Source organism: Parafrankia discariae (assembly GCF_000373365.1).
In the GTDB taxonomy this organism is placed as follows: domain Bacteria; phylum Actinomycetota; class Actinomycetes; order Frankiales; family Frankiaceae; genus Parafrankia; species Parafrankia discariae.
Map to the genome: position 1 here is coordinate 90,348 of NZ_KB891115.1, position 25,946 is coordinate 116,293.

Genomic DNA, 25,946 nt, shown 5'->3' on the forward strand with positions numbered 1-25,946 from the left:
GCGCCCGCCGGCGGAAAATCCGTGCTGTGCCCCCCATGCTGTTCCCCCGCCCACAGCGCCGCCACCGGGCAGCCGGCAACCGCCCCGGTGTCAGGCTCGATGCCCGTGCCCTCGACGCCCGTCCCCAGATGCCCGCGCGGCGGCTCCGCCGATTGAACGTACCGCATACTGACGGCGAACCACAGGCGTATTCAGGGTCAGTTGTGCGTTCGGCAGCTGACCAGGCCCGCCGGCCGCTCGCGGTGGTCCGTGGTTGACCCGAACCCGACCAACGCCGGTGACACGACACAGAGTGACGGCGGACGGGATGACGGCGAACTCAACGACACCTGGCAGGGTTCGCTGGCTGGATGAATGTCCGGCCGGTACGGGCACGACCGACCGGACGGTTCGCCCCGTCGGTTGCGCCGAGTGGCCACTATGATGCCGTCACCATGACGCGGCCGGGGGGAGAACGAGGCGAACGGGCCTCACCACGACATGATGTCTGATTCGGAGTTGCTTCGTAGATGGCTCAGCACGCACATACCAGAGGCGGTGGCGGCTAGGCGGCCCGAGTACAGCCTGGGCGAGGAGCTGGGCTCGGGCGGCTACGGGCTTGTCCTCATGGCCACCCATCGGGAAATGGGAAGCCCGAGTGCGATCAAGGGAATGCCCGGCACAACCGCCGAGGCGCGACTCCTGGCCGGACTTGATCACCCGCACGTGGTGCGAGTGTACGACTCCTTCAAGTATTCCGTCCAACATTCCGGCGGTCCCGGCGATCTTTATCTGATCGTGATGGAATACCTGCCCGGCGGCACCCTGCAGACGCGGCGGAACAGCCTCTCCCCCGAGCAGTCCTGCGCGGTCGGGCTCGCGGCCGCCGCCGGACTGGAACACGCCCACGAACGCGGCCTGCTGCACCGCGACGTCAAACCCGCCAATATCCTCTTCGCGGAGGATGGCACGTTGAAGGTCTGCGACTTCGGACTCGCGAAGCTGTTCGAGGGGTCGCCCGTCCGCACCAGCAATGTGGTCGGCACCGAACCGTACATGGCACCCGAGCAGTTCACCAGGGACGGCCTCACCCGGGCCACCGACGTCTACGCCCTCGGCGTTGTGCTCTATCAGCTCCTGACGCGCCGCCTCCCCTTCGACCCCAGGGGGCCCAAGCCGATGTGGCGTGCGCACATCGAGGACGAGCCCCCGCACATGACCGGTGTGCACGACCGACTGGCCCAGGTCATCCTGCGCGCCCTGGAGAAAAACCCGGCCGACCGCCACGCCCACGCCGCCGAGTTCGCCATGGACCTCGCCCAGGCCGCCACCGACATCTATCAGCCGGGCTGGGCCGGCAAGTCCCGCACCGGGCTGCCCCTGAACCTGACAGGCCTGCCGGAAGAGCTGATCGACATCATCCGCGGCCCGACCGGGCCGCACAAGGCGGCTGTCCCCCACGTCAGTCAGGTCGACCAGATCAGCCGGGTCACGCAACGCACCCGTTCACTCACGGAAAACCGGTCGCCGGTCTGGCCCACAGGTGAGACCAGACGACCGGATCCCGGCGTGCCCGCCTCGCGCGCCTTCGGCGGCCCTCTGCGCGGTCACGAGGAGTCCGTCCACGCGGTGGCGTTCTCCTCGGCGAGGCCCATCCTCGCCAGCGCCGGCGCCGACCAGACCATTCGGCTGTGGAATCTGACCAGCCCAGCCGATCCGCGGATCTTCGGCAGACCACTACCCGGCCACACCGGCGCTGTCCTCTCGTTGGCGTTCTCCCCGGAAGCGGAGATCCTCGCCAGCGCGGGCGCTGACAGCGTGATCCGACTGTGGGATCTGACCGACCCGACCGCCCCCGTCCACGTCGGCAAGGCACTGCGAGGACACACCGGCCAGGTGAACTCGGTGGCCTTCTCACCCGATGGACGCACGCTCGCCAGCGGCGGCAAGGACGAGACCGTCCGGCTGTGGGACGTGACCAACCCGGCCACCACGCGCCCGATCCGCGCGCCACTTCGCGGCCACACCGGCCGGGTGCTTTCAGTGGCCTTCTCCCGGGACGGGCAGACCCTCGCCAGCGCCAGCGCCGACCGGACGGTCCGGCTGTGGGATCTGACCGACCGCGCCGCCCCCCAGCTCCTCGGCGAACGGCTCGACGGCCACGTCGGCTGGGTTTATTCGGTGGCGTTCTCCCCGCATCAGAGCATCCTCGCCAGCTCCAGCATCAACGTCTCCCTGCGGGCGACGTCCACGGTGTCGTTGTGGGATGTGGCCAGCCCGGCGGCCCCCCGCTTTCTCAGCGAGCCGTTGCGGGCCAGACGTGCGGCGGTCAACGCGGTGGCCTTCTCGCCGGCCGGGAACATTCTCGCCAGCGCCGGGTGCGACCAGGTGGTGCGGCTGTGGGACACGACCGCACCGGCTGACCCCCGCCCCCTCGGCGAGCCGCTGCGCGGCCACGCCGGCTGGGTGAACTCGGTGGCCTTCTCCCAGTACGGCGACGTCCTCGCCAGCGCGGGCGAGGACGGCACGGTACGTCTATGGCCGACGCGACATCACGGGGCCGGTCCGCACACCTCGTTTCAGGGTCGCTCAGGTGATGACCGGCGAAGTTAGAGTGCGCGGCGACACGGCACGCGCGTGGGCGATGGCCAGGCCAGGCGGGGCCGCCAGGGCATCATCGTCCAGGGGTCCGTCGACCGGTGGAACGGGCGCCGTTCCGGGCCGTGTGCTCTCCCGAGCCGGGAGTAGGCAGCGCACACGGCCTCGGATCGGGCTGTCGTCAGGTCAGGGCGCGTCGATGCAGACCGACCTCGCGATCACCACGTTCTCGAGCCCTCCGAGCAGGTTGATCGCGACCGCGTCGACCGTGAGGGTGCCGTCAGGCGCGGTGGACTGCTGATTGAGGGTTATCGTGCCCAGGCCGGCGGGCAGGGCCACCGTGGTGTTCGGGACCGGGCCGACCTGGAGCGGGATCGGGATGCCGAGCAGATGGAGCTCCCCGTCCGCGATCACCGTCTTTCCGGTGACGTTTCCGGTGGCGGGGTCGTAGGCGCAGGACGAATCGACCGCGCCGACCGTCACACCGGCGAGGGTCGACAGGGAGACGGACAGCCCGGCGACCGCGGCGTGGGCGGTCGTCGGACCCGCCTCGGCACCGATGGCCCCAGTGCTGAGCAACGGCGGCAGGTTGAGGCCGGCCAGATAGCTCGGTGAGGTGCCCGGGAAGTTGCTGACGACGAGCGGGCCGATGGGGAGGACCCCCGTCGCCTGGATGCCGACCGCCGTGTTCGGCGCCGCCGCGGAGGCGGGCGCGCTCGTCGCGATCGCCGTGCCGCCGGCGACGGCGAGAACGCCGGCGCAGCTGCACGCGCCGTGTCCACATTTTCATGAATGTTCCCTTCTGCGGGTTCGGGGAACAATTTCCACGACAGCACCGGGCCGACGGAAACTCTTTTTCGGACCTTCGGCCCGGGGTTGTCGCGGACTAGTTCCCGGGCAGAAAGTAACGGGCACCCCATCCGGACACGGGCTTCACATCGGGAGATGGAGGTTCATCACCGAAGACGCGATCGGATTTTTATCAGCTCACATGAGTCGCCTCGGTGACGAAGACGGCCGCGCCGGGCCAGCCCCGCCGAGATGCGCCATCCCAGATCAGGTCGATCAGTTCGCTCGCGCCGATCGCCCGGCCCGCCAGGGCCGAGCGGGCCGCGTAGCCTGGTCGGATGACATGGCGAGCGCTGCACCTCTCACAGCCCATCGAGCGCGCCCCCGAGGCCGTCACGGCCTTCGCCGGGAACCCGGAGAACCTTCCCCGGTGGGCGGCGGGCCTGAGCAACGGCATCCGGTTCGAGGAAGGGCGCTGGGTGACGGACTCACCGATGGGAACGGTCGAGGTCGCCTTCACGGGCCCGGTGCGGCACGGTGTGCTCGACCATGATGTAACGCTCCCGGACGGAACGGTGGTGCACAATCCGCTCCGGGTACTGCGCAACAACGAGGGCAGCGAAGTCGTGTTCACGCTCTACCGGCTGCCCGGCGTGACGGACGACGACTTCGACCGGGACACGGCGCTCATCCGCGCGGACCTCGGACGCCTACGGAGCATCCTGGAGTCCTGACGGTGCCCGGCTGCGGGCTCTCGGGCACCGCCAGCCGGAGCGTCGGCTCAGAGGTCCGCCGCGGCGGCGGTGTACTGGTTGTCGGTGACGTGTTCGAGCCAGGTGGCGCCGTCGCCGTCGGAGGTTCCTTCGTAGAGCGCCAGGTGGACCATGAAGGCGGTGGGTGTCGCGCCGTGCCAGTGCTCCTCGCCCGGTGGGGTATGGCGGCCGGCGCCGGGCGGAGGCCCGATAGGTTCGACTCATGGGCGATTCACCGAACTCGGCGGCCGAGCGTGGACGTGTCGGTGCGCGTCGCCACGGCCGGGGGACGATGTGATGCGGCTCGAGGACCTGCGCGGCCTGGACCTGTTCGCCGGGTTGAGCGACGAGCAGCTCGCGGAGCTCGCCGGGGGAGGCGCTGAACTCCGGATCGAGCCGGGTGTGGTGCTGTTCCGCGAAGGCGAACCCGCCGATTTCTGGTGGGTGCTGATCGACGGTGCCATCGACCTGGTGCGTCAGCTCGGTGGTGAACCGTCCGTGGTTGGCCAGCTCACCGTCCCGGGACGGTGGGCCGGTGGTTTCCGGGCGTGGGACGAGCAGGGCGTGTACCTCGCCACCGGGCGTGGCGCGGCGGCCGGTCGGATACTGCGGATGCCCACCGACGTGCTGCGGGCCAGGGTCGACTCCTGGTTTCCGCTCGGCGGCCACCTCATCCGGGGTGTGTACGGCACGGCACGGTCCATCGAGGCGACGGCCCGCCACCGTGAGTCACTCGCCGCCCTTGGCACGCTCGCCGCCGGCCTGGCACACGAGATCAACAATCCGGCGGCGGCCGCCACCCGCGCCGCCGCCGACGTCACGGACATCTTCCAGACAATGCTGGCCGCCCTACCCCGGCTCGCGTCCGGTGGGCTCACCGCCGGCCAGTTCGCCGAACTCGACGCCCTGCGCGCCGCGATCAGACCATTCACGGAGCCCCCGTCCCCGCTGGCCATGGCCGACCTGGAGGACGACCTTTCGGCATGGCTCGCCGACCACGGCGTCGAGGACGAGTGGGCGATCGCGGCGCCGCTCGCCGCGGCCGGAGCGGACGTCGCCTGGTGCGACCGGGCGGGGGGCATCCTCGGCGACGGACCGTCGCTCCACGCGGGTCTGCAATGGGTCGCCGGCGCCCTGGCCGCCACCGGCATGCTCGAGGAACTCGGCGAAGCGACCCGGCGGATCTCCGGGCTGGTCACCGCGATCACGTCCTACTCGCAGATGGACCGGGGCTCGCTGCAACTCGTCGACATCACCGAGGGCCTCGAGAGCACCGTGGCGGTCCTCGGCCATCGGCTCGGCGCCGGCATCGCGGTCGTCCGTGACTATGCGACCGACGTGCCCCGCCTCCAGGTACATGCCGGCGAACTGAACCAGGTCTGGACGAATCTCATCGACAACGCCGTCGACGCGATGAACGGCACCGGGACCCTCACCCTGACCACCCGTACCGAACCAGGCACGGTCCTCGTCGACATCACCGACACCGGCCACGGCATGCCCCCCGAGGTCGCGGCCCGCGCGTTCGACGCGTTCTTCACCACCAGGAACGTCGGCCAGGGCGCCGGCCTCGACATCGCACGTCGCATCGTCACCGAACGCCACGCCGGCACCATCGGCATCACCTCCCGCCCCGGCCGCACCACACTCCACGTCCGCCTTCCCAGCACCCGCGCCGCGGCGAGCAACGGCTGACCGACGCGCCCCGGACGGCCCGAGCGACCATCAGCAGCCGGCCTGGCGCGGCGGGTGCCGGTCAAGAAGGTCGAGACGGCGGTGCGAGTGCTGTTCGACGCGGGTGGCACGCTGGCGACCACCGTCGTCGCCGAGCGGGCCGGGGAGTTGGCCCATCGCGCCGCCGGCTTCGCCGTCAACCTGCAACGCGTCTTCAACGTCGACAACTACCCGGTGCTGGATCCGGTCGACGACGGGCACACGTCGCGGCTCAACGTGGACCTGCTGCGCCAGCAGTTCGGGCTGCCCTCGTGACCGGCGCCGCCGTCAGTCCCCCTCCGGGAACATCACCGCGACCGCCGCACGGACGGACGCCTCCGGGAGGCGAGCACCGGCAGGAGGCGTGGGTCGCCCGCCTCGTGACGCACAACCCGCGCCGTCTCTGTTCGAACAGGCCGGCGTCGACTTCGCTTTTGCGGGTTTGCGGGTTTGCGGGCTTGCGGGCTTGGCGGCTTGCGAGCGGCGCTCGCGGGGATCTCGGATCAGTCGCGCGGGTTCGTCATCAGGGCCCGATACTCGTCGAACGGTCCGAGCCCGGCGGCGGCTCGCCGTTCGTCGAGACGGTCTGGTTCGGCGATCGGTTGGGGCCGCAGCTCACCCAAGCCGTCGGCTCCACGCCAGAACTGAGTGCCGTAGAGCTGTAGATCACCGCGGGCACGCCGGACCCGATCCGTCAGATACGCCAGGTCAGCTGGGGACGCCGCACCGGAGTCGACCGCCGCGGCCAGCAGCTCCAGGCATTCGGCCTGGAAGACGGGATCGTGATCGGCGTGTTGCGCCAGCAGCCAGGCATCATGCGCGCCCGCCTCACCCACCAGCGAACTGTCCGGCCAGCCGTGCTCGGCGACAACGTTCCTCAGCCAGGCTGTGTTGTCCTCGTCGACCGCGCCGAGCCTCGCGAGCTCGTCCTCGTCAGCGTCGTCGCCGGGACGGGCTGGCCAGGCCCGACGCATCGCCTGGTCAGCTTCGACCCGCCGCGCCAACTCCGCCCGCAACACCTCGTCCATACGGCCAGTGTGCAGGTGAGGCGAAACACGTAACAGCCCGGTCTGTTCGGACGGACGAACCGCCGTCACGCCGTGGGCGATCAGTTCGCCCGACGTGGGACTACGCCGCCTCGGGCTCCGTCCGGCGCAGGCCGTCGCCGGCGTGGGTCAGGTGCTCGCCCGCGCGATCTGGACCAACGACCTCGCCTTCATTCCGTTCACCGCCTACTGGCTCTGGACCGCCGTCGTGTCCGTACTGCTGCTCAGCGGACGGCTGGCCGTCGTAGAAGCAGACAGAGCGGGCCGGTGAAGATTCCGGGGAGGCGGGGGCACTCAACCACGGCCCGAAACAGCGCTTGTCCGTCTCCCCCGCCAACGGGGACCGCCTACACATCCAGAGCGAGGCGAGGAAGCCGACGGCTGACACCGTCCGATCCTCGGTTTCGCGACGGTACTTCGGCCCGAGTTCCGCGGTCAGCCCTGTCTCCACCGCTCAGTTCAGCTATCCTTGGTCGCCCGACGCGCTGATCCCGGTCTCGATCGGCAGCACGGCGCCACCGAGACGCTATAGCTGTCCGGCCGGTCACTACCGGGCCCCGACCAGGGACGATGCCCAGTTACCACGCCGACCGTAACATCATCTACCGAATCGAACGGACGTTCCGTACACCTGGCGGTCGCCGGCCTATCGCTCAGCAGCCGACAACCATCGGTGCCTGTAGGCGATCCATATCCTGATCGACCAAAGACCGGTCACCCCTGAAATGAGCCGGAGCCGGAACCCGGAGCCTCCCCCTGGTGGCGATGATGCGCGAGCCGTCCGGCCGCGCTGGAGCACGAGACGATGGGTCGATTGCGGATACGAATCGGTTCGACGCATTGCTTGCCAGAGGTTTTCGGCGCCTGCGAACATGCGCTGGAAGGGATCCCGCTTCTCGAGAAACGGTGACCGGCGAATCACGGGAGCGTCCGCAGTGAACAAGGTCGGAAAAGTTGACGACATTCACGCCGCCGCCACGGCCCTGACCGGCCTCACCGATTTCGGCCCACCCGACTATCATGAGGGGCTTGAGATCATCCTGGCCGCCTACCAGGACGAGGCCGACCTTACGCCGCTCGGCGTCGCGATGGCCCGCGACGAGTTGCGCGACATTCTGGTGGCCCGTCTGTTCAGCGAGGCCGGCTGGCGGCGCTATCCCGAGTACGCCGAGGTTCCGATCGAACGGCCACTGTTCATCGTCGGAATGCCCCGCACCGGCACGACCACGCTGCACCGGCTGCTGACCGCCGATCCGGCCCACCAGGGCCTGGAACTGTGGCTGGGCGCGGCTCCGCGTCCCCGTCCGCCACGCCCGAGCTGGGCCGACGATCCGATCTTCCAGCTCGTCCAGGGGGCGATCCAGGCATTTCTGGATCGGAACCCGGGCTATCTCGGTATCCACAACCGGGACGCGGCGAAGGTCGAGGAATGCTGGCTGCTCACCCGTCAGTCGATGCTGTCGGCCTTCTTCGAGTTCACCGGGCACGTGCCGACCTACTCGAGCTGGCTGGCCGGGCAGGACTGGACCGCCGCCTACGAGCGCCACCGCCGCAACCTGCAGCTGATCGGACTGCCCACACCCGACCGGACCTGGGTGCTCAAGTACTCCGGCCACATGCTGTGCCTGGACGCTCTGCTGGCCACCTATCCGGACGCGTTGATCGTGCACACCCACCGCCGGCCGGCCAGCACCGTGCTCGGCTCGGCCTGCAGCATGGTGAGCCGGCTCGCGGCGGGCAAGTCCACCAGCTTCCACGGCGACGCGATCGGCCCGGCCCTGCTGGAGCTGGCCGACCGCGCCCTGACCCGCTTCGCGGCGGACCGGGCCCGCCACGACCAGGCCCATTTCCACGACGTGGAGTTCGACGAGTTCACCGCCGACCCCCACGGGGTCATCGCCGGGATCTACGACCGGCTCGGCCGCCCGGTGCCCGAGCACGCCCGCGCCGCCATGGCCGAGGTCCTCGCCGAGGACGACCGGCTGCGGTCCCACCGTTATGACCTGGCCGAGTTCGGCGTCACCGCCGAGCAGGCCAACGCCCGCCTCGCCGGTGTGGTCTGACCGCCCACCGCACCGAACGGAGGACATGATGACCACGACGGCGCCCACCCGGACGGCGAACGCGGCCCTGGCCCGGTGGGGGTTCTCCGAATGGACCGCGCGGACCCGACGGACCGGCGAGTTCATCGACACCCCTGAGCTGGACGGGGTCAACGACGCGGTCATCAGCGTCGACGGCCGCCCTATGGTCAACTTCTCCGGCATCGGCATCCTGGGCTGGCAGCACGACCCGGAGGTCCGCGAGGTCTTTGCCGCCGCGGCGGCCGAGTACGGCCTGGTCGTCGGCGGTTCGCGGCTGGTCCAGGGCCTCTCCCGGCCGCACCTGGAACTCGAGAAGCTCGTGGCCGAGATCACCGGCCAGGAGAAGGCGCTCACCTTCGCCACCGGCCTGCTGGCGAACCTCGGTTTCGTCCACGCGATGAAGGCCCGGTTCTCGTTCGCCGGCGAACCCGGGGTGAACAACGCCGACATGGTCCTGGTGCTCGACTGGGACAGCCACTGGAGCATGTGGAAGGCCGCCGACGGGTTCAAGTACGGGCGCAACCTGTTCGCCTTCCAGCACAACGACGTCGCGGAGCTGCGGACGCTGCTGGCCGAGCTGGGCGACCGGCGGGTCGTGGTCGGTTTCGAGACGGTCTACTCGTCCGACGGCTCGATCGCCCCGGTGGGTGAGATCCTTGATGCCTGCGAGGAGTTCGGGGCGGTCAGTTTCGTCGACGACGCCAACGGGTTCATGGCGTACGGCAACGGTGGCCACCGGTTCGCGGCGGAATACGAGGCGCTGCGCCGCGCCACCTTCCGGATGGTGTCGTTCGGAAAGGCCGTCGGTCTGTCCGGCGGCGCCATCGTCGGGCCGGCGGACGCCATCGACGCGTTCCGTTTCCTGTCAGGCACGTCGATTTTCACGACGAACATCCAGCCACCAACCGCGCAGGCCATCAGGCACGTGCTCGAGCGGATGCGGCGCGACCCGTCGGTGATGGAGCGCTATCTCGACCGGATTGACCGGCTGCGGGAACGTCTGATCGCGATCGGTTGCTCCATTAATTCCACGCCAACCTTCGTCACCTCGATCGCCGTCGGTTCCAACGAGACCGCCGTGCGGGTGCGGCGGGACTTTTTCGAGCGCGGCTACCTGGTGCCGATTTTCGTCTATCCGGCGGTCCGGAAAAACGAGGCGGTGATCCGCCTGCTCGTGAACGACCGGCTGTCCGACGAGCAGCTCGACGGTTTCGTCGACACGCTGGCCGAGCTCCGGACGATCCACGGCTTCTGACACCGCCCAGCCCGCCGCGGGCCGGGCCGGGTCGAGCGAGGGGCACCATGAATTCCCAGTCACCAGATCCCGCGTCACCGTCCGCGGCGGTCGCCCGGCCGCTCGCCCCGTCGGTCGCCCGGCCGCTCGCCCGGCCAGCACCTCGGCCAGTCGCCCTGGTCACCGGGTGTTCGAGCGGCATCGGCCTGCGCAGCGTCCCGGCGCTGGTCCGGCGGGGGTTCCACGTCGTCGCCACCCTGCGCGACCTGGACCGCCGCGGGGCACTCGACAAGGTCGCCGACGAGCACGTCACGGTGCTCCGGGTGGACGTCACCGACCAGCGGACGATCGACGAGACCGTCGCCGCCGTCCTGGCCGCGACCGGCCGTATCGACGTACTGGTCAACAACGCGGGGACGGCGCCGCCGAACTTCGTCGAGGAGGCACCGCTGGCGCAGTGGCGATCGGTGTTCGAGACCAACCTGTTCGGCCAGGTCGCGATGACCAACGCCGTCCTGCCCGCGATGCGGGCACGGGGCCGGGGCCGGGTGGTGATGGTCTCCAGCGTGGGCGGGCGGGCTCCGACTCCCATGCTCGGCGTCTACTGCGCCTCGAAGTTCGCCCTCGAGGGGTACGCCGAGACCCTGCGGCTGGAACTGCGGCACTCGGGCATCGACGTGGTGCTGGTCGAACCGGGCTCCTACCGGACGGCGATCTACGACACGCCGCTGCTGGACGCCCCCGTCCCGGTCGAGTCGCCCTACGCGGACGACTTCGTCCGGCTGCGCGCCTTCTACGGCGAGTACATCGCCCACCACCTGCGCGACCCCGACGAGGTCGCGGAACTGGTCGCGACCCTGGCCGCCCGGCCGCGCCGGCGCCTGCGCCATCCGGTCGGCACCGACGCCTGGATCAAGCTCGCACTGCACGCCCTGCTCCCCTGGCCGGCCTACGAGCGGCTGACCCGGCGGCTGATCGGCCTGCGGCCGTAGACGCCGCCGAGTCAGCCGGGCCATCCGGCCAAGCCCGCCTTTTCCGCCAGTTCAGCCAGTCCCGCCAGATCCGCCAGTCCCGCCAGATCCGCCAGCAGGATCGGCACGAGGCGCTCCTCGTAGATCGCGATGTTGTGCGCGCGGACGGCCTGGGCCAGACCGGCGTCCCAGGGCGCTTCACTGACCTGCCCGGGCCGCGCTGTCCGTCCGTCCTCGATGCCGGGCCCGGACGTAGCCGCGCCCGGGAGCGCGGCGACGTAGTCGGCGGTGCTCATGCGCCACGGCACGGCGCCGGAGCGGGCCATGACGTGGGCGGCGATGCGCAGCCCGTCGCCATCGAAGTCGCCGTGGTAGCGCAGGCGCAGACCTGCCTGCGTGAGCTGGTGCAGGAGCAGAACGGCGGCGCTGGACGGCCAGCCCGAGGTACACACCAGCGGTGGGCAGCGCGCGCCGAAGCGCCCGATCGCCATCGCGATGACCGACGGGTTCTCCACGACCCCCACCGTCACCGCACCCCCACGCTCCTCGCCGGTGCCGGTGCCGGCGTCACCGTTGGCCCCGCGGCCCCGGCCGGCCCCGGCCTCCCCGCCCGCTCGGGCCGTTCCCGCTCCCGCCATCCGCAGGCCGGGGCAGGCCCGGAGCTGGGCCAGGGTGACGATGCTGGCCTGGCCCACGTCAGCCCACAGCCGCAGCGCGCGGCTCAGCGCGTCGTCGCCGGTGGGGCGCAGACCCGCGACGAGCGCCTGGGCGGAAAGTGCGTCGCGGGCGACCCCGGCGCGTTCCCACAGCATGCGGCGTTCCCCCGCGCCGGTCGGCGCGGGCACACCGTACCGGGCGGCGAGACCGCGCAGGACCAGGGTCGACAGCCGTGTCCCGTCGTCGAGCGCGTGGGTGCGGCCGAGCAGCGCGTCGGCGAGGGCAGGCAGCGGACGTCCGTCCGCCGGGCAGGCGGCGAGGACGCGGAGCGCGGCGTCGAGCAGGGCGCGGGTGTCGTCCACCGAACCGCCGACGAGCCCGGCCCGCCGCGCGTCGGCGGCCCAGGGGCGCAGCGCCGGCTCGGCGACGACGACGGGGTGCGCGGTCAGCCAGTCCCACAGCTCGCTCCGGGCGTGCGCGGCGGCGGCGCGGGAGCCGGCCCGGTCACCGATCGGGCCCAGCAGTGCCTCGGCGACGGCGCGGGTGTCGACGCCGAAGGTGGCGGCCAGCAGGGCGTCGAGGCGGTCCAGACGGATGGTGGTGTGCGGGCCGGGCAGCCGGTCCAGGCCGAACAGGTCGGCGAGCGCGGACTGCTGGTCCTCGTCGAGGGGCCCGACCCGCACCGAGGTGACCGGACGTCCGGTCGAAAGGCGGTCGTGCACTGCACCCCACAGCGGTGCGAGCGCCGGGCCACCGAGGGCGTCGATGATCGCGGCACGTCCCGGCGGCTGTGCCGACGTCACAGGGCCCGGCCGTCGGCATCGGTGAGCCGCTGACCATTCCAGGTGAAGCGGGCGGTGGTGACCGCGTCGTCAGTGCCGTCCCCGGTGATGAGCGTGTGGATCGCGATCCCGTCGAGCTCGCGGTACGTGCACCACTCGTGATCCGAAGTGATCATCAAGTCGAGGTCGAGGGAGGCGAGCAGCTCGAAGACCTGGCCGCGGTTCGTGCTGTCGACACCGACGAAGACCTCGTCGAGAAGGATCAGGCGGGGTGCGGTCGGTGCGGACTGGTAGTGCGCGGCGAGGGCCGCGAACAGCGGCAGATGCAGCGCGATGGCCTTCTCCCCGCCGGACAGCGCGCCGTGCAGCTTCTTGGTCAGCGGCTGCCAGCCCTGCTCGGTCCCCCGGTCGATGCGGACGATGAACTGGTGCCACGCCGTGTAGTCGAAGACCTGCAGCAGCAGCTCCTCCCATCCCGTGGTGTCGTCCTTGTCGCGGGCATCGTCGAGGCGCCCGCGCAGGAAGGTGTGCAGGGCGTCGCGGTCGGCGGCACCGAGCTGGGTCGGGTCACGCAGGAGCAGGTCACGGGCCTGGCGGGTCGCGGCGGGCAGCGCCGGGTCGACCCGCCACAGGATCTGAACGGCGATCTTCGACGCGGTGCGCACCTTCTCCAGGCGGCTGTTCATGTCGGCGACGAGCGCGTTCGCCTGGCGGATCCGGTCAGCGAGGTGCCGGCGGGTGTTGCCGGTCAGGGTGCGGTCGAACAGGTCGCGCTCACCCTCGGTGATCTCGGTGCGGGCACGGTCGCGTTCGTCGCGGATGCCGTCGTGCAGATGGGCGACGCCGACCCGGATGCCGTCGACCGCCGCGGTGAGGATCTGGATGTCCTCGTCGGGATCGACGACGAGCTCGGCCCGATCGGCGAGGATCTGCCGGCACTGGTGCAAGGCGTCGGTCAGCCGGGTCTCGGCATCCTTGATGTTGCGCACGGTGTGCGGGACGGACCCGAGCGTGGCCGCGACGGAACGCGCCTGGTCGAGGGTCGCGCGCACCCCGTCGGCCGGGGACAGCCGCAGGTCCAGCCGCGCGTCGGCGGCCAGGGTGCTGATGCCGAGCCGCCGGAATCCGCCGGCCTGGGCGTCTCGGCTTTCGACGGCTTCGCGCCGCCGCTCCTGGTCGACGACGCGCTGGGTGTTGAGCTCGCCGACGCGGGCGTCGAGTGTGCGCAGCGACCCACGCATCGTCATCCGTGCCGTCGCCAGCTCCCCCATCCGGTTGCGCAGGCCGGTGATCTCGTCGAGGACCTGGCGGTACCCGGGACCGATCGCCGCCTCGACGCCGGCGAGCTTGGCGGCGACCCGCTCGGCCTCACCGTCCCGTTCCGCGGACGACTCCGCGAGCGTCTGCGCGGCCTCCCGGGAGGTGGCCGCCACCTCGGCGGCGGCGACCGCGGCCGCGCCGGTCGCGACGGCATGCTGGTGACGGTCGAACCAGTCGTCGGCGAGCCGGCGGAAGATGTCGACGGCCTCCTCGACGGTGTCGAGGGCGGCCCGTTCGGTCGGCAGCCCGTGCTCGGCGCCCACGGCGGTCAGGGCCCGGGTCGCGACGCTGACGGCCGCAGCCGCCTCCCGCAGCCCTTCGACGGACCGGCTGACCAGGTCGGCACGCGCGCCGAGGTTCGCCTCCGCGGTGTCGAGGGCGGCACGGGCGTCGTGGACGGCCTGATGCGCGGGCTGGGCCCGACGGTCGGCCGCGATCCGTTCCCGCCGTGCGCGCAGCTCGCCGCGCTCCCGGTCCAGGCCGGCGAGGATGTCGTCCAGCGTGCTGATCAGTGCGGTCAGCTCGGCGAGGCGGCGGCGCCGGGCCCGGTCGCGGGCGAGCGCGCCGATGTGGGCGGGTTCGGTTTTCGACCAGCTGCCGCGCAGCGCGGCCAGCCGCCAGGTGCCGTCGGCACCGACCGCGATCGGATGCCCACCGGCGACACCGGCGACACCGGAGAGGCCGGACGCGCCGGACGCACCGGGGAGGTCGGACACACCGGCGGGGCCGGGCGCGGCCACCTCGGGCACAGTTCCCTCGGACGCACTTCCCATGGCCGCAGCCGCCTCGGGCGTTCCGGCGGCGAAGGCGATTGTGGCGATCAGGCGCCGTACCCGGTCGGCGGGCACGGCGGCGTCCGGCTCGGGTTCGAGTACCGTACTCAGGCCACCTCCCGGGGCCGACGGGAGAAGATCGACATCGAGATCGGTGTCATGCCCGGCGACGACCAGCCGGCCCGTCGGGAACACCCAGGAGTCGAGCAGGCCGGAAGCCTCCAGCGCCGCCTCGACGCCTGCCTGCGTGGCAGGGTCGACGCCGTCCCGGAAGGACACCAGCCGCCACAACGGGGCGCCGGGACGTCCGGTGCGGTCGGCGGTGCGGGTCGGCGGGGCGGCCGGCGGCAGCTCGGTGGCAGTCGCGAGATCGTCCCGTTCGGCGGTGTGCCCGGCGTGTTCGGTGGCCCGCTCGGCCTGGTCCCGGGTCAGCTCGGCGGTCCGGGCCGCGATCGCCTCCAGCAGCGGGCCGGCGGTCGCTTCGACGAGCCGCAGCACGTCGGGTTCGCTCTCCACCGCGGCGAGCAGCGCGGCCGGGTCGTCGAAGCGCAGCTCAGTACAGCCGGCGGCCCACCGGGCCAGTGCCTCGCCGAGCGCCGTCACCTCGTCGGCGTACGCCGCGGCCGCGGCGTCGCGGTCCGCCGTGGCGGCGGCCAGTGCCTCGCGGGCGTGTTCGAGGCGCCGCTCGGCACCGGTCCGCGCGATGACCGCCGACTCGCGGTCGCCCAGCGCGCGGCGCACGGCGCGAAGCTGCCGGACCCGGGCGTCGACCGCCGCACGGACCAGGACCCGCGGCCGCACCGCGTCGGCCCGCTCCATGCGAGCCCGCTCCATGCCGGCCTGCCCCGCCCCGGCGCCGACCGGCCCGGGCCGCGCCACCCCGGCCGCCTGATCGGCCACGATGGCGGCGATGGAGTCGTAGGTGATGGCCAGGCCGGCCCGGTCGGCGGCACCGCGGGCGTGGTCGCGCGCCGCCGCGCTCTCGGCCGCGGCCCGCGCGGCGGCCGCCTGGCTCCTCCCGGCGGTCTCCTGATCGGTATCCGCTCGGGTCCGCGCCTGTCGGGCCTGCCGGCGGGCGTCCTCGGCGCGCCCGGCCGCGTCCCGGGCGTCCCGGCGCAGCTCGTCGAGCTGGCCGCCGGCCCGGTAGGCCTCGCTGAGTATCAGGCCCTCGATGCGCGCCTCGAGCCGCTCCCGCTCGCTTTCGGCGGCGGTGACGCGCTCGTCGAGCGCGTCACGTTCCGCCACGACGCGTTCGTACTCCGCCTGGCTCTCCCGAGCCGTGCGGGTGATGTCGTCCAAAGTGCTGGTGGCGGAGATGAGCCCACCGGCGGCCGCCCGCAGCACCCGGCCCGCGTAGGCACGCTGGCGGTCGGCGAGCAGCCGGGCAGCCTCCACCTCCTCGTCGAGGCGGCGGATGTTCTCCCGCTGGCGGTCCAGGCGTTCGAACCCCTCGGCGAGCTCGGCGATCTCGGCGGTGCCCAGCGGCGGCAGGGCCCGGGAGAGCAGCGTCGACAGCAGGGACGGGTCGAGCCGCTCCGACAGCTTGGGGGTGCGCAGCTGCAGCATGGCGGTGATCAGAGCGCTGTAGCGCTGCTCGTTCAGCCCACCGAACAGCGCGGCGCGGACGACCGCCCGGTAGTCCGCCGCGCTGTCGTACACCTGGCCGGTGTCCCCGAGGTCGGCCGCGAGCCGCTTGCGAGTCAGTGGGGCGTTCGCCTCGTCGACCACGCTCAGCCCACCGGGCTGGCCGATCCGCCGGCTGGTCGTGAAGTAGTCCGCCGACACCGTGGTCGTGTGCTGGGATGCCTGGAGCCGTGCACCGCAGGTGAACCAGCGCCCACCGTCGCCGTCGGACGCCTCGCCCGAGCCGGCGGACGCGGCGGCGCGCACGCCCTTCCCGGCGTCCGCGGCCGCGCCGACGTCTATGTCGGCGTGGGCGTCGGTGTCAGTGCCGGTGCCGGTGTCGGTGTCGGTGTCGGTGTCGAAGCGGAACTCGATCCAGACGTAGCCGACGCGGGTCCGGCCGCTGGCGCCGTCTCCCATCAGGTTCCAGTGCATGGTGCGTTCCGAACCACCGAACGTCGACAGCCTCCGGGCCTGCAGGTTGGCGTCCAGCAGGTAGGGCAGCAGCAGTTCGAGCGCCTTGGACTTGCCCGTCCCGTTGCGTCCGCGCAGCAGCAGCCGGCCACGGTGGAAGCCGAAGGTCTCGTCGTAGTACCGCCAGACGTTGACGATCCCGGCGCGGTGCGGCCGCCAGCGTGCGGCTCGGTCGGCCGGCGTGAGCTGGACCGGGCGGAGGGGTGGGTGAATCACTTCCACGATTCGTCCTCCTAGCCCGCCCCGTCGCCCGCCGGGCGGGGCGGCAGATTCTCCAGCCGCGAACGGTCCTCGTGATGGACGCGGTAGCGCTCCGCCGCGGGCAGCGCCCGTACCAGGGCCGACCCCGCGGGGTGGCCCGCGTCCACCGCGGCGAGGCCGAACATGCGCAGTTCGGCGAGCGCGTCCCCGGCGAGCCGCCGGGCACCGTCGTCCGAGCGATACGTCCTGCCCCAGGACGGCAGCCGGTCGAGCAGTCGTCCCGCCGCGACCGTGAGCTGTTCGGCGGTGAGACCGGCCGGCGCGGCACGCAGCGCGTCGAGCAGTGTCAGCGCGGCTATCTTGGCGGTGCTTGTGTCGTCGGGGAACCGGCTGTCGGTCGCGAGGCCGTCCGGGTCGACGAGCAGGTAGCCCTCCGCTCGTTCCTCCAGCTCGAACCCGGCCAGCTCGGCGGCCCGCCGGACCTGCGCCCGGCCGGTCGTGGTGGCGAGGTACGCCAGCTGTGCCTCCGTGAGCTCCGCGCGGTACACGACCGGGTCGTCGACCAGGCGCCGGATCACGGAGTGACGCAGCCACAGGTTCCGGCGGGCGTCGGAGACCGTCGGCGCCGCGGACGCCGCGTCCCCGTAACGCGGCTCGACGAGCATCCCGGCGATGAACCGGTCGACATCAATGCCGTCCTCCGTCTCCTTGCCCGCCTCCGTCCCCGTCCCCGCCCCGGCCGGGGCGGTGGCCTCCGTCCCGGCCGGGGCCACCCGTGACGGCGCGGTCGGTGCGGCGAGCAGGCCCACCAGGCGGGTGGTGTCAACCCGGTACAGCACCTTCGCGTCCTCGGACTGCACGTAGGCGTCGGTGACACCGTCCACCGCGCTCACCATGCCGAGCTGCTCCAGGTGCTTCAGGGCGTCGACGTACGCCATCCGCTCCGCCCGGACCGCCGGGTCGAACGGCGGCAGCGCCGCGTCCGCCGCGCAGGCCGCAGAGACCCGGTCGGCCAGCAGCCCGATCGTCGTGACAGGCCCGCCCATCAGCTCCGCGGCGACGACGCAGAAGAGCACGTACCGGCGACGGTCGAACGGCGCCCGCGTCGACCGGGCCCGCCGCGCCGGGCGGGACGGATCCGGCTCCGAACGGATCTTCACGAGCCGCGCGTAGCCGGCCCGCGGTTCGACCAGGACCTGCCAGCCGCAGTAGTAGTCGAACCAGTCGCGGATCGGCCCGCGCCGGCGCCGCACGACCGCGAACCCCTCCGGGCTGCCGGTGGACGTCAGCAGCGGACTGCCGAGCAGCAGCCGGATTCCGCGCGCGACGTCCTCCCTCTCGTCCCGGACGTGCTGGTTCGCCGACGAGCTCATCGTCCGGCGCTGGATCCGGGCGCGACCGGAGTCAGGATCGGAGATCCGGCCGGCGCGCTCCGTGCCGGCGGCGCAGGCGGCGGGGGCAGCCCAGGCGGCACGGGCGGCACGGGCGGCACGGGCACACTCACGATCGAGGGCTGGATGCCGCGGGCCACCGGCCGGCCGAGGAGCGCGATGTCGACAATGTGATCAGGCGCGGTGAGGACACCGCGGGGCGTGCGGATCACCGCCAGCCGGCCGTCGCCGGTCGGCCGGGCCACGATCTCCACCTGTCCGTCGGAGGTCGTCGCGCGCCGCGCCCCCGAGCTGTCGACCGGCCCGTCGAGCGCCTGGCCCAGCAGGTCCAGCAGGCGGGCGAGCGCCTCATGATCCAGCGTGCCCAACGCCGACAGCCGGACCGGGCCGTCAGTACGCAGCCGCGCCCACACGGCTTCCAGCTCGGCCCGTTCGCGCCGAGCCCGTTCCTCCCGCTCGCGGCGGACCGCGGCGACGTCGCGGACCCGGCCCGTCCGGCTGAAACGCTCGGCCCGGCCGCCGCGCCGCAGCAGTGTGGACACCTCGACGGACGGCGCCGCCGCCCAGCTCATCCCGACGGGGATCAGTTCCGGGTCGGTGTGGCGCAGGTGGGCGTGGCGGGCCGGGGTCAGCCCGAAGGCGGCGCCCCACAGCCGGTGCAGATCGTCCTCGGCGGGGGCGGCTGCGAACACGCGGGCGAGCACCTGGAAGTCACGCGCCGCGCTCGACGAACGCCGCCGCGACTCTCCGATGCGTTCCAGGGTCGCGAGCAGGGCGACGATCGCGCGCCGTGCCACCGTGTGCAGCTCGTCCGCCCGCGGCCGGGCGCCGTCACCCGGGTCGAACCACAGCCGCAGCCCTTCCCAGCGCAGCCGGCGATGCTCCAGCCAGGCCGGCACCGGGTCCTGCGCGCCCATCGGCGACAGCTCGGCGCCGAGCAGCGCCCGCCGCCGCAAGGTGGCGACGCCCAGCGACTCGACCCGCCGGATCGCGTCCCGGATGGCCCGCGACCGGTGGTCGAGGTCGGTCACGAACTCCTGCAGGTAGGTCACCGTCGCCCGTTTCACCTCATGGAAGGTGTCGAGGTCGGCGTTCTCCGCGCGCAGCAGCCGCTGCAGCTCGCCGTTGAACTGCTTGGTGTTCGACCGCAGTGCCTCCAGGTGGCTCTCCAGCTCGCTGAGCGTGGTGAAAACCCGACGGTCCGCGGACGTCGGCTCGAGCAGCAGGCCGTACAGGGCGTCGAGCCGGTCCGTGATGGCGTCCAGAACGGCGGTCTGCAGAGCTCCCGCCGACGCGAGCACCTCCAGGGCGTGCTGGACACCGGCGAACGCGGCCTCCCCGCGCCGGGTCAGCGAGTAATGCAGGTTGCCGCGCTCGTACTCGGCGGCGGTGGAGTAGTCCGCGCTGTGGTTCTGGATGACGTCGAGCAGCTGCCACTTACCCAGCTGCGCCAGCGCCCGGCCGAGCTCGTCCGGGTCGAGGTCGCGGAAGAACCCGACGGAGGCCAGCCGCCCGTCGATGTCGTCGAGCCCGAGGGCGGTCTCCAGTCGCTCGTTGGCGTCGCCGAACACGTGCAGAATCGCGGTGTACAGATCAGCGTTCTGCTCGGTCGCGAAGCGGAACATCTCCGGCGGCACGCGACGCGCGGCCATCGACGCCTCCCCGCACTCGCGCACTCCCGCGAGAACTCCGCGAATCCGGCAGCCTTGGTGATCGGCCGCCCGTCTCAGTGTAGGCAGACGACATCCTGGGCCGGACCAGGGTGGTGCGGTGGGTACGGAGCAGATCCGCATGAGGGCGAACGGCGGTCAGGCAGTCGACTCGGCGGGTGCCGCGCGGACACGCGGGATGACATCGTCGCCGAAGCGCCGGATCTGATCGACGGTTTCGGTCCGGGGCACGAGGTTGATGGTGTCGAAACGTTCGTCGGCGGCGAACTCGGTGATGATCCGGGGCCGGGGCCGGGGCCGGGGCCGGGGCCGGGGCCGGGCCGCCGGCGGCGTCGGTGAGCGGGTAGTGGCCGCCGGACACGCTCACCACCCCGTCGGACGTCCACAACGCCCGCATCGTGTCGATGGCCTCGCTCGTCGCCGCGACGGTCTGACCGGGGGTAGTGAGCAGGAGCATACCGCCCGAGCGGGCATCAACCCAGAGCATCGGTGATCGGCGCGTCCGTCCCCATCGTCACGATCAGCTTCCGGTTGGCGAACTCCTTGATGCCGAGGTGGGACAGCTCCCGGCCGTAGCCGGACCGCTTGATGCCGCCGAAGGGCAGTTCCGGCTCGGATGACGTCGGATGGTTAATCCACACCATGCCGCTCTCGATCCGACTGGCGACTGCACGCGCCCGGGAGATGTCGCCGCTGAACACCGCGCCGCCGAGACCGTAAGGCGAGTCGTTCGCCAAGGAGACCGCCTCGTCATCGTCTTGTACCCGATAGACGACCGCGATCGGTCCGAACAGCTCCTCGCGAAAGGCGCGCATCTTCGGCGTCACGCCGACGAGGACCGTGGGTTGCACGAACGCTCCGGGGCGGTCGACGTGCCCGCCGCCGACGACCGCGGTCGCTCCCTCGTCCAGCGCGTCGCGGACCTGGTCCACCAGCGTCTGGGCGGCCTGCTCGGAGCACACCGGTGCCAGCGTGGTGGCCTCGTCAACGGGGTCACCCGGAACCAGCTCGCGCATCCGTTCGGCCAGCGCGGTCACGAACCGGTCGAATACCTCGGATATCACGATCATCCGCTTGGCGCTCACGCAGCTTTGCCCCATGTTGTGCAGGCGGCCGACCAGGGCAGCTTCGACGGTGCGGTCAAGGTTGTTGTCATCGAGCACGATGAACGGGTCGCTGCCGCCCAGCTCGAGGACGCTCTTCTTCACGTTTCGGCCGGCGGTCTCACCGACGCTGACGCCGGCCCGGTCGCTTCCGGTCAGCGAGGCGCCCCGAACGACATCCGACTCGATCACCCGGTAGACCTCGCGGCCGGGAACCAGGAGGTTTGTGTACACACCTCGCGGCACGCCCGCGTCGGCGAACAGCTGCTCGACGGCTAGCGCCGACTGCGGCGTATTACTTGCGGGCTTCAGCAGAACGGTGTTCCCCAACACCAGGTTGGGCGCCGCGAACCGGACTGTCTGGTAAACCGGGAAGTTCCAGGGCTGAACACCAAGGATCACCCCCAGTGGATCATTGACGATGGCGGCCGAACCGTCCCTGAAATCCAACGGCTCGTCGGCGAGCAGCACGGGGGCCTTGTCGGCGTAGTACTGCAGGATCCGCGCGGAAAGGTCAATCTCGGCGCGGCTGTGCCGGATGAGCTTGCCCATCTCAAGAGTCACCAGCCGGGCCAGGTGCTCGCTGCGCTCACGCATCAGCTGCGCGGCTCGACCGACCAGCGTGGCCCGTTCGTCAACGCTGGTACCGCGCCAGGACTGGAATGCCTGATGTGCCTCTCGGACCGCGTGGTCGACGGCCTGCTCGCGCATGGGAGAGAATTCACGCATAATTTCGTTATTATATGGGTTGATGCTGGCGATTGGACTATGTCGGACGGCAGAAGACGTAGGCATGGACTGTTCCCCCCTCGACGTTCCGGACACATACGTCCTTACCGCGAACACCGGACAAAGTCGAATGTGTACCTCAGCATGACCTAGCCTGGTTTACCCGGTGGTCTTGGTGGTATTCCGCCAGGACGTAGCCAGCCGACGTGTACGGGTCGATGAAGCGGGTAGCCCAGCCAGTATTTGGGGCTTCGAGTCTGGTGCGGTCGGTCTGACGCGAGGCGCGGTGTCCGTCGTCGCCCACGTGTGCTGTCTGGCCGGATTCGGATTACTGCCGAGATGCGGTGATGGATGTCGCGGACTGCGGAGGTCCGGCAGCGGCCCGGCGGGCAGGGACCGAGGACGGCCGCGGGCGCCGGCTCCCGAGACCGCCCCGCGGCGCACCCGGATCGGAGAAGTTCATGACGATTACGGACACAGCCGGAGTCACCGAGTCTCCAGACAGCTACGGCGCGTACCCGCGGCTGTCGACCGCCCAGATCGAGACCCTCGCGACCCGAGGTGACCGCCAAGACGCCGCGCCCGGCGAAGTGCTGATCCGGGAGGGTGAACCGAGCGATCGGTTCGTGGTCATCCTGCGGGGTTCGGTGCAGGTGATCACGGGTTACGGCAGCGACGAGCCCCAGCGGCTCCTCGTCCACGGAACTGGGCGCTTCCTCGGTGAGCTCGGCCTCCTGGCCGGGCAGCCGTCTTTCTACACCGCCGTCGCCGGCGAGGGCACCGAGATCCTCATCGTCCCAGTGGAGCAGCTTGCGGAACTCCTGCAGTGCGACGCCCGACTCGGCGACCTGATCGTGCGGGCCTTCTTCATCCGGCGAGAGATACTCATCGGCCTCGATGCGGGTTTCCGGATTATTGGCTCCCGCTACAGCCCGGACACCCGACGGCTGCGCGAGTTCGCCGCCCGAAACCGCCTGCCACACCGGTACGTCGACCTCGAGGAGGACACCGACGCGGAGGAGGCCCTGCGCGCTCTCGGCCTGACCCCCGAGGACACACCCGTCGTGATCTGGCGGGATGGAAAAGTCCTGCGCAACCCGAGCAACGCGAGACTGGCGCAGGCGATCGGGCTGACGACCCCGCGCCCGGACGGTGGCGTTCGGGATCTGCTCGTGATCGGAGCCGGACCAGCCGGGCTCGCCGCTGCCGTCTACGGTGCCGCGGACGGCCTGACCACCACCGCGTTCGACGCGACCGCCACCGGAGGCCAGGCGGCAACGTCCTCCCGGATCGAGAACTACCTCGGCTTTCCCGCCGGGATCTCGGGGGCGGAACTCGCCGAGCGGGCCGCCATCCAGGCCCGCCGGTTCGGTGCTGAGATCAACCTGCCGGCCGAGGCCGTGTCGCTGGTACCGGACGGCGAGCTGCAGGCCGCGTCGCTGAATCTCGACGGCCAGCAGGTTGAGATCGTCAGCAGGACCGTCGTCGTCGCCACCGGCGCCCGCTACCGCGAACTGGACGTGCCCGGTATCAGCGAGTTCGCGGCAGCCAGCGTGTGCTACGCGGCCACCTTCATGGAAGCCCGACAGTGCGCCCGTCATCCCGTCGCCGTCGTGGGCGGCGGCAACTCGGCCGGGCAGGCCGCCGTGTTTCTCGCGGAGGTTGCGCCGCGCGTATACCTGCTGGCCCGCGAACACGATCTCCGCCAGAAGATGTCGAGGTACCTGGTGGACCGGATCAGCCGTCATCCGCGGATCGTCGTCCGCACCCATACCCGCCTACAGCGCGCCGAGGGAAACGGCGGCCTGGAAGCGCTCGTCACTGAGGACCTCCACTCCGGCGAACAGGAGTCGATACCCGTCCACATGCTCTTCGTCTTCATCGGCGCACGGCCCCACACCGACTGGCTGGGCGACATTGTCGCGCTGGACGCCGACGGATTCGTCCTGACCGGAACCGACGCCGTCTCGGCCCCCCGGGGCGACCGCTCGCGACGTCCGGGCCGCCCGCCACACCGTCTGGAAACCAGCCGACCGGGGGTGTTCGCCGCCGGAGACGTCCGTCACGGCGCCACCCGAAGGGTCGGCTCCGCCGTCGGCGACGGCGCCGCCGCCGTTCAGATGCTTCACGACCACCTGCAGCGGACCGGAAGCGCGGCGCGCTGATGACAGGTCTCTAGACGGATGCCGGGAGGGTGTGTCGCAGTAGGGCACCGACCCCGCCGGTCGGCGACTCCGGTCGATCGGCCGGGACGGTGTGCACCGCGGCGGCGGTCCCCAGGGCGGCCCTGACCAGCGCGTCCACCTGCCCCACCCGGACCGGGCTCGTCACCTCGGCCAGGTCCGCGGGATCCACGGCGATGTCGTTGACCTCCGGCCCTATCCACGCGACCTCCGGCCCTGTCCACGCCGGTTCGCCCGCGGGAACCCCTTCGGCCAGCAGCGGGTGGCTCACCCGTGCCCGGCGCAGGGCCTCGACCGTCGCATCCAGGCCGTCCGCGGCGTCCAAGGCGACCGGACCCGACAGTCCCGCCTCGCCCGCCGCCTGCCCGGAACCAGCCGAACCCGCCGAATCTGGCACGGCTTCGGCATCCGGAGACGCCGCGCGGAACGCCGGCGCGGTCCCGGCCGCTGGTTCACGGCCGAGGCGACCACTTCTGATGCCCCGCGCCGGGCCGGAAAACCACCGACGCGCGCCGCCGGCCGCCTGTCAGCCTCCTCCTCCTCTGAGCCAGCGCACGGTCCAAGCCAGCGCACGGTCCAAGCCAGCGCACGGTCCAAGCCAGCGCACGCCTGGGAACTCCGCCCGGGATCCTGTGCCCACATCGGTTGGGTCCACAGAAGCCGGGCAGCCTCTACCGCGAGCACGCCGGCCGAGGCAACGCCCCAGGATCTCCCGTGGCGGCCAACAGACGACCATCACCGCCGGCTCTCCGCCGCCGAGGGCGGCCCGGCCTGACGCCCGGTCCGGCCTGACGCCCGGTCCGGCCGGCGCCGCGTCGACCCCACCTGGTTCGGTGCTTAGGAGGTCACCTCATGAGACGCACCCGAAACACATGGAAGGCCGGTACTCGGGAGGCCCGCGCCGAGGCAACCCGCCAGGACCGTGTGGCGAAAGCGTTGGGGTTGTTCAGCCTCGGCCTCGGCGCGGCCGAGATCGGTGCGCCCACGGCAGTGGTCCGGGTTACCGGCACCGAGAACACGGCGGCGAGCAGGGCGGTGTCGAGGGCCCTGGGCACACGCGAGATCGCCAGCGGTGTCTGCGTGCTGGGCAGCAGGCGCCCGGGGCGCTGGCTGTGGGGACGGGTCGCGGGCGACGCGATCGACCTGTCCGTCCTGGTGATCGCCGTCCTGCGGCATCGCGACGACCTGCCGCGCCTGCTCCGCCAGGCCACTGCGGCGGGTGCGATCGTGGGGGTCACCATCGCCGACGTGATCGCCGCCCGGCGGCACGCCGGCGGCCCGTCCATCGGTCCGATGCGGGCGCGATCGAGCACCACGGTGCGCCGCACGCCCGATGATCTCTACCGCACGTGGCACGACCTCGAGGTGCTGCCGACCTTCATGTACCACCTGGACTCGGTCCGGACCTCGAACGGCCACTCGCACTGGAAGACAAGGGGTCCTGCCGGCACGACGGTCGAGTGGGACGCCGAGATCGTCGAGGACCGTCCGGGAGAGCTGATCGGCTGGCGGTCGGTCGGCGACGCGGACGTGCGCAACGCCGGAACGGTGCGGTTCGTCCCGGCACCGGGTGGCCGGGGCACCGAGGTGCATGTCGAGCTGGAGTACGACGTTCCCGCGGGGGCGCCGGGAGCCGCGGTGGCGAAGCTGCTGGGCGAGGAGCCCGGACAGCAGATCGCCGACGACCTGCGCCGCTTCAAGCAACTGATGGAGACCGGTGAGGTCGTCCGGTCCGAAGGATCTCCGACCGGTGCCCGATCCGCCGTGCACCTGCTGGGCCAACATCCCGCCCGGCCGCTGGGCTGAACGCGGTCAGGCGCGCGGCCCACGACTCGTCGTCGGTGGGCCCAGAGCGCCAGGCAGGCTCGGAGACC

Annotated in this window: 18 protein-coding genes; 10 read left to right on the forward strand and 8 right to left on the reverse strand. The window is 71.6% G+C overall.

Annotation, left to right across the window (positions count from 1 at the left end; translation table 11 throughout):
* Positions 1-537: 537 nt before the first annotated feature.
* On the forward strand, positions 538-2,592 hold the full coding sequence (locus B056_RS35270; RefSeq protein WP_230202829.1) for a WD40 repeat domain-containing serine/threonine protein kinase: 2,055 nt from the start codon (positions 538-540) through the stop codon (positions 2,590-2,592).
* Between the two features lie 171 nt (positions 2,593-2,763).
* Here B056_RS35270 and B056_RS35275 read toward each other — a convergent pair whose 3' ends face one another.
* The gene (locus tag B056_RS35275) at positions 2,764-3,156 is read right to left on the reverse strand and encodes a choice-of-anchor P family protein (RefSeq protein ID WP_018500894.1); all 393 of its coding nucleotides are present in this window, start codon (positions 3,154-3,156) and stop codon (positions 2,764-2,766) included.
* Positions 3,157-3,704: 548 nt separating this feature from the next.
* Here B056_RS35275 and B056_RS0105490 point away from each other — a divergent pair.
* The 3 genes from B056_RS0105490 (at position 3,705) to B056_RS0105505 (ending at position 6,107) form a co-directional block, all read left to right on the forward strand.
* Positions 3,705-4,100, forward strand: coding sequence for an SRPBCC family protein (locus tag B056_RS0105490; RefSeq protein WP_018500895.1), 396 nt, complete (start codon positions 3,705-3,707; stop codon positions 4,098-4,100).
* A 315-nt stretch (positions 4,101-4,415) separates the two neighbouring features.
* Entirely contained in the window at positions 4,416-5,813 is a 1,398-nt protein-coding gene (locus tag B056_RS0105500) for a sensor histidine kinase (protein ID WP_018500897.1), read from the forward strand.
* Positions 5,814-5,867: 54 nt separating this feature from the next.
* Complete coding sequence (locus tag B056_RS0105505; protein ID WP_018500898.1) at positions 5,868-6,107, forward strand: hypothetical protein; 240 nt, start codon at positions 5,868-5,870, stop codon at positions 6,105-6,107.
* 227 nt (positions 6,108-6,334) lie between these two features.
* Here B056_RS0105505 and B056_RS0105510 read toward each other — a convergent pair whose 3' ends face one another.
* Positions 6,335-6,928 (reverse strand): DUF6624 domain-containing protein, encoded by a 594-nt coding sequence (locus tag B056_RS0105510; protein ID WP_230202830.1) that lies wholly within the window; start codon positions 6,926-6,928, stop codon positions 6,335-6,337.
* A 25-nt stretch (positions 6,929-6,953) separates the two neighbouring features.
* Here B056_RS0105510 and B056_RS0105515 point away from each other — a divergent pair, with 25 nt between their 5' ends.
* From B056_RS0105515 to B056_RS0105530, 4 genes are all read left to right on the forward strand, one after another.
* A complete protein-coding gene (locus B056_RS0105515; RefSeq protein ID WP_018500900.1) occupies positions 6,954-7,148 on the forward strand; it encodes a hypothetical protein in 195 nt (64 codons plus the stop codon).
* A 664-nt stretch (positions 7,149-7,812) separates the two neighbouring features.
* A complete protein-coding gene (locus B056_RS0105520) occupies positions 7,813-8,940 on the forward strand; it encodes a sulfotransferase family protein (protein ID WP_018500901.1) in 1,128 nt (375 codons plus the stop codon).
* Between the two features lie 25 nt (positions 8,941-8,965).
* Positions 8,966-10,216: an aminotransferase class I/II-fold pyridoxal phosphate-dependent enzyme gene (locus B056_RS0105525; RefSeq protein WP_018500902.1), complete on the forward strand. Its 1,251-nt coding sequence runs from the start codon at positions 8,966-8,968 to the stop codon at positions 10,214-10,216.
* A 47-nt stretch (positions 10,217-10,263) separates the two neighbouring features.
* Positions 10,264-11,187 (forward strand): SDR family NAD(P)-dependent oxidoreductase, encoded by a 924-nt coding sequence (locus B056_RS0105530; protein WP_018500903.1) that lies wholly within the window; start codon positions 10,264-10,266, stop codon positions 11,185-11,187.
* 11 nt (positions 11,188-11,198) lie between these two features.
* Here the strand turns inward: B056_RS0105530 and B056_RS0105535 are convergent, their stop codons facing one another.
* The 5 genes from B056_RS0105535 to B056_RS0105560 all read right to left on the reverse strand — a co-directional run bounded on the left by B056_RS0105535 (position 11,199) and on the right by B056_RS0105560 (position 21,955).
* Positions 11,199-12,626, reverse strand: coding sequence for a TIGR02679 family protein (locus B056_RS0105535; RefSeq protein WP_018500904.1), 1,428 nt, complete (start codon positions 12,624-12,626; stop codon positions 11,199-11,201).
* Positions 12,623-17,011 carry a TIGR02680 family protein gene (locus tag B056_RS0105540; protein WP_020572322.1) on the reverse strand — a complete coding sequence of 1,463 codons (4,389 nt, stop codon included), beginning with the start codon at positions 17,009-17,011 and terminating at the stop codon, positions 12,623-12,625. Before B056_RS0105540 ends, B056_RS0105535 begins: the two co-directional genes overlap by 4 nt.
* A 17-nt stretch (positions 17,012-17,028) precedes the next feature.
* Positions 17,029-18,369, reverse strand: a complete 1,341-nt coding sequence (locus B056_RS0105545; RefSeq protein ID WP_018500906.1) for a TIGR02678 family protein — start codon at positions 18,367-18,369, stop codon at positions 17,029-17,031.
* On the reverse strand, positions 18,366-20,039 hold the full coding sequence (locus B056_RS0105550) for a TIGR02677 family protein (RefSeq protein ID WP_051105547.1): 1,674 nt from the start codon (positions 20,037-20,039) through the stop codon (positions 18,366-18,368). The genes B056_RS0105545 and B056_RS0105550 overlap by 4 nt, the downstream gene beginning before the upstream one ends.
* Positions 20,040-20,530: 491 nt before the next feature.
* Positions 20,531-21,955 carry an NAD-dependent succinate-semialdehyde dehydrogenase gene (locus tag B056_RS0105560; protein ID WP_076784643.1) on the reverse strand — a complete coding sequence of 475 codons (1,425 nt, stop codon included), beginning with the start codon at positions 21,953-21,955 and terminating at the stop codon, positions 20,531-20,533.
* Positions 21,956-22,350: 395 nt separating this feature from the next.
* Here B056_RS0105560 and B056_RS0105565 point away from each other — a divergent pair, with 395 nt between their 5' ends.
* Positions 22,351-24,054, forward strand: a complete 1,704-nt coding sequence (locus B056_RS0105565) for an FAD-dependent oxidoreductase (RefSeq protein ID WP_018500910.1) — start codon at positions 22,351-22,353, stop codon at positions 24,052-24,054.
* Between the two features lie 10 nt (positions 24,055-24,064).
* On the opposite strand, the gene B056_RS0105570 is transcribed toward B056_RS0105565, so the two are convergent.
* Positions 24,065-24,469, reverse strand: a complete 405-nt coding sequence (locus B056_RS0105570; protein ID WP_026239367.1) for a hypothetical protein — start codon at positions 24,467-24,469, stop codon at positions 24,065-24,067.
* A gap of 455 nt (positions 24,470-24,924) precedes the next feature.
* On the opposite strand from B056_RS0105570, the gene B056_RS0105575 reads away from it, so the two are divergent.
* A complete protein-coding gene (locus B056_RS0105575) occupies positions 24,925-25,878 on the forward strand; it encodes an SRPBCC family protein (protein WP_063826603.1) in 954 nt (317 codons plus the stop codon).
* Positions 25,879-25,946 lie beyond the last annotated feature (68 nt).

Bases quoted from the DNA above. Each gene is read 5' to 3' on its own strand.
- B056_RS0105490 (WP_018500895.1), top strand. From the start codon at position 3,705: ATGACATGGCGAGCGCTGCACCTCTCACAGCCCATCGAGCGCGCCCCC.
- B056_RS0105530 (WP_018500903.1), top strand. From the start codon at position 10,264: ATGAATTCCCAGTCACCAGATCCCGCGTCACCGTCCGCGGCGGTCGCC.
- B056_RS0105545 (WP_018500906.1), bottom strand. From the start codon at position 18,369: ATGAGCTCGTCGGCGAACCAGCACGTCCGGGACGAGAGGGAGGACGTC.
- B056_RS0105560 (WP_076784643.1), bottom strand. From the start codon at position 21,955: ATGCCTACGTCTTCTGCCGTCCGACATAGTCCAATCGCCAGCATCAAC.
- B056_RS0105500 (WP_018500897.1), top strand. From the start codon at position 4,416: ATGCGGCTCGAGGACCTGCGCGGCCTGGACCTGTTCGCCGGGTTGAGC.
- B056_RS0105565 (WP_018500910.1), top strand. From the start codon at position 22,351: ATGACGATTACGGACACAGCCGGAGTCACCGAGTCTCCAGACAGCTAC.
- B056_RS0105525 (WP_018500902.1), top strand. From the start codon at position 8,966: ATGATGACCACGACGGCGCCCACCCGGACGGCGAACGCGGCCCTGGCC.
- B056_RS0105575 (WP_063826603.1), top strand. From the start codon at position 24,925: ATGAGACGCACCCGAAACACATGGAAGGCCGGTACTCGGGAGGCCCGC.
- B056_RS0105550 (WP_051105547.1), bottom strand. From the start codon at position 20,039: ATGGCCGCGCGTCGCGTGCCGCCGGAGATGTTCCGCTTCGCGACCGAG.